The sequence below is a fragment of the Oceanisphaera sp. genome (genome assembly GCF_052084945.1).
GTDB lineage: Bacteria > Pseudomonadota > Gammaproteobacteria > Enterobacterales > Aeromonadaceae > Oceanimonas.
In genome coordinates this window covers 11,754-15,003 of sequence record NZ_JBQDEX010000034.1, presented here as the reverse complement: position 1 = coordinate 15,003, position 3,250 = coordinate 11,754, and the positions used below count along the sequence as shown (strand labels likewise).

General features: G+C 50.3%; 4 protein-coding genes. 3 read left to right on the top strand and 1 reads right to left on the bottom strand.

All coding sequences use genetic code 11. The features are described 5' to 3' along the window. Positions 1 to 48: 48 nt before the first annotated feature. Positions 49 to 1,206 (top strand): iron-containing alcohol dehydrogenase, encoded by a 1,158-nt coding sequence (locus ACTHY5_RS04970; RefSeq protein ID WP_441877234.1) that lies wholly within the window; start codon positions 49 to 51, stop codon positions 1,204 to 1,206. 23 nt (positions 1,207 to 1,229) lie between these two features. Beyond that, complete coding sequence (locus ACTHY5_RS04965) at positions 1,230 to 2,273, top strand: NADP-dependent oxidoreductase (RefSeq protein ID WP_441877231.1); 1,044 nt, start codon at positions 1,230 to 1,232, stop codon at positions 2,271 to 2,273. A gap of 70 nt (positions 2,274 to 2,343) precedes the next feature. Here ACTHY5_RS04965 and ACTHY5_RS04960 read toward each other — a convergent pair whose 3' ends face one another. Next, positions 2,344 to 2,829: a GNAT family N-acetyltransferase gene (locus tag ACTHY5_RS04960; protein WP_441877228.1), complete on the bottom strand. Its 486-nt coding sequence runs from the start codon at positions 2,827 to 2,829 to the stop codon at positions 2,344 to 2,346. Between the two features lie 221 nt (positions 2,830 to 3,050). Between ACTHY5_RS04960 and ACTHY5_RS04955 the strand changes: the two genes are divergently transcribed. Beyond that, positions 3,051 to 3,250: LysE family transporter (locus ACTHY5_RS04955; protein ID WP_441877225.1), on the top strand; the 200-nt coding region annotated here is incomplete at its 3' end.

The window sequence follows — 3,250 nt, the reverse complement described above, 5'->3', positions numbered from 1 at the left end:
AAACACTAGACGACCGGTCTAATCTAACATTAATTTACAGGATCATTTATGCAAGACTTTAGTTTTTACAACCCTACCCGCATTGAGTTTGGTGCCGGAAAAATTGCAAGCCTAAGCCAGCTGGTGCCCACCAACGCCAAAGTGTTAGTACTGTATGGCGGCGAAAGCGCTAAGCGCAACGGCACCCTAGATGAAGTGAAACACGCCCTAGGAGATCGCCAAGTACAGCTGTTTGGTGGCATAGAGCCCAACCCCAGCTTTGAAACACTAATGGAAGCGGTAGCCATAGTACGCGAGCAAGATATTGAGTTTTTACTTGCCGTGGGCGGCGGCTCTGTGATTGATGGCACCAAGTTTGTGGCGGCGGCAGCACTGCACCAAGGCGATGCTTGGGATATTTTGCTCACCGGTGGTCAGCACATTGATGCCGCCCTGCCCTTTGGCTCAGTGCTCACTCTGCCCGCCACTGGCTCTGAGATGAACAAAGGCTCGGTGATCACCCGCAAGTCTTTGCAAGCCAAACTGCCCTTTATGAGTGAGCTGGTATTTCCGCAGTTCTCTATTTTAGATCCAGTAAAAACCTACACTCTACCCACTCGCCAAATTGCCAACGGCGTGGTGGATGCTTTTATGCACGTCATTGAGCAATATCTGACTTATCCGGCTGATGCCCCAGTGCAAGACCGTTTTGCCGAAGGTTTATTGCAAACCTTAACTGAAATTGGCCCCAAGGCGCTGGCTAATCCTGAAGATTACCAAACTCGCGCCAGCCTAATGTGGACCGCCACTTTAGCGCTTAATGGCTTAATTGGTGCCGGTGTACCGCAAGATTGGGCCACCCATATGCTGGGCCATGAGCTCACCGCGCTCCACGGTTTAGATCACGCCCAAACACTGGCGGTTATTTTGCCAGAAATGCTGCGCCAGCGAAAACAGGCCAAATTAGGCAAGCTGGTGCAATACGCCGAGCGCGTGTGGAATATTCACGAGGGCAGTGATGATGAAAAAGCCGAGGCCGCCATTGAACGCACTCGTGATTTCTTTGAATCGGTCGGCGTAAAAACCCGTCTTAGCGACTATGACCTAGGCGCCGAGCATATTGATGCCATTATCGACAGCCTCACCCAGCACGGCATGACCAAACTCGGTGAACACGGCGATATTACCCCCGAGCATTGTCGCCAAATTCTGTTAGCTAGCCTGTAATGTGCCGCCAATAAGGAGCTTTTATGAAACAAACTAACACCATTAATCGCCAACTCACGTTAGCGGCGCGCCCTCAGGGTGCGCCCACTCCAAGTGACTTTGCCTTGTTAGAAAGTGCCATCCCTACCCCTAGCCAAGGGGAAGTGCTGCTGCGCACCCTGTATTTAAGTTTGGATCCTTATATGCGTGGCCGCATGAGCGATGCCAAATCTTATGCCGACCCAGTGGCTCTTGGTCACACCATGGTGGGTGGCACCGTCAGCCGCGTGCACCAGAGCCTGCACCCTGATTTTAAGGCTGGCGATTGGGTGCTCAGTTACAGCGGTTGGCAAGACTACGCACTGTCTAATGGTGAGGGCTTAATTAAGCTAGACCCACAACAAGCGCCCCCCTCTTATGCCTTAGGCGTACTAGGTATGCCGGGCTTTACCGCCTACATGGGCTTGTTAGATATTGGTCAACCTAAACCCGGCGAAACCCTAGTGGTGGCCGCCGCCACCGGTGCCGTGGGTGCCATGGTGGCACAAATTGGTAAGCTAAAAGGCTGTCATGTAGTGGCCATTGCCGGTGGTGCAGAAAAATGCGCTTATGCGCTCGATAACTTAGGCGTTGATGCGTGTTTGGATCATAAAGCCGACGACTTTGCCGAGCAGTTAGCCCATGCCTGCCCTAATGGCATAGACATTTACTTTGAAAGTGTCGGCGGTAAGGTGCTGGATGCGGTATTGCCACTGCTTAATACGGGGGCGCGCATTCCGGTATGTGGCTTAATTTCTCAGTACAACGCCACCGCCTTGCCCGACGGCCCCGACCGTTTAGGCCAACTAATGGGCACTATTTTAATTAAGCGTATGACGGTAAAAGGCTTTATTATTTTTGATGATTACGGCCACCGCTACCCTGAGTTTGCCAAAGACATGGCCCAGTGGCTTAGTGAAGGAAAGCTTCACTATCGCGAACAAATAGTCGACGAACTCGACCAAGCCCCCGACGCTTTTATTGGCCTGCTACAAGGCGATAACTTTGGCAAGCTAGTGGTACGGGTTGGCGAAGACGAATTAAGCTAGTCGTAAGTTAGCTCTATCAACACCGGCACAAATAACTAAGGGCGCAGTGCGCCCTTTTTATTCACCATTTTTAGTCAGCAAGCCACTTATACATCACTAGGGTATCCACATAACCTAACTGCTTATGTTGGTAAGCCTTAGGCACAGTGCCTATCACGCTAAACCCTAACTGCTGCCACAGCTGCACCGCTATCTTGTTGGTCGCCACTACACTATTAAACTGCATCGCTTTAAACCCCAGCGCTAATGCCTGCTGCTGAGAATGCTCACACAGCTTTCGAGCAATGCCCCTACCTCTGGCCTGCTCCGCCACCATATAACCACAATTGCATACATGACTGCCGGGGCCGGCGGCATTAGGCTTAATATAATAAGAGCCCAACACCTCACCTTGTTCGAGATAAGCAAAGGTATTTAACGGCTGCTCACACCACAGCCCATAGGCCTGATCTTGTGTCATATCTGGGTCAAAGGCATAGCTTTCTTGTGCCTGAATCACTTGATAAAAAGTAGGCCAAAATAAAGCAAAGTCGGCCTGTGTCATGAGTTGGATCATGGTTAAAGATGCACCTTTTAAAATGCGATATTGATATTCCCCTACTCTAGCAAACCTTCACCAAGATGCTTGTTTTCTGACTATAGCTTTATCGGTGGCTATACAAATCAGTAAGTTATAGAGTGACTTAATAAGAGAGTATGCCAATCACCAGTAAGCTGGCTATACTCGCTACTCTTGTCTGGGGTGACGGCATCAGGCGTTTTATACTGGAGGGATAGGTGCTAGAAGCTCATGACTTTTGGTTGTTTTTAAGTGCAAGCTTTCTGCTCTGGATTACTCCGGGGCCCGACACCATGTATATTTTAGCCAGAACAGTATCCCAAGGGCGTTTGGCGGGTGTGATATCAGTATTCGGTGTCAGCGCAGGAATTCTCGCACATACGACCTTTGCAGCAATCGGGCTTTCTGCGATATTGGC

Excerpts from the sequence above, each read along its gene's own strand:
- ACTHY5_RS04960 (WP_441877228.1), bottom strand. The coding sequence starts at position 2,829 with ATGATCCAACTCATGACACAGGCCGACTTTGCTTTATTTTGGCCTACT.
- ACTHY5_RS04970 (WP_441877234.1), top strand. The coding sequence starts at position 49 with ATGCAAGACTTTAGTTTTTACAACCCTACCCGCATTGAGTTTGGTGCC.
- ACTHY5_RS04965 (WP_441877231.1), top strand. The coding sequence starts at position 1,230 with ATGAAACAAACTAACACCATTAATCGCCAACTCACGTTAGCGGCGCGC.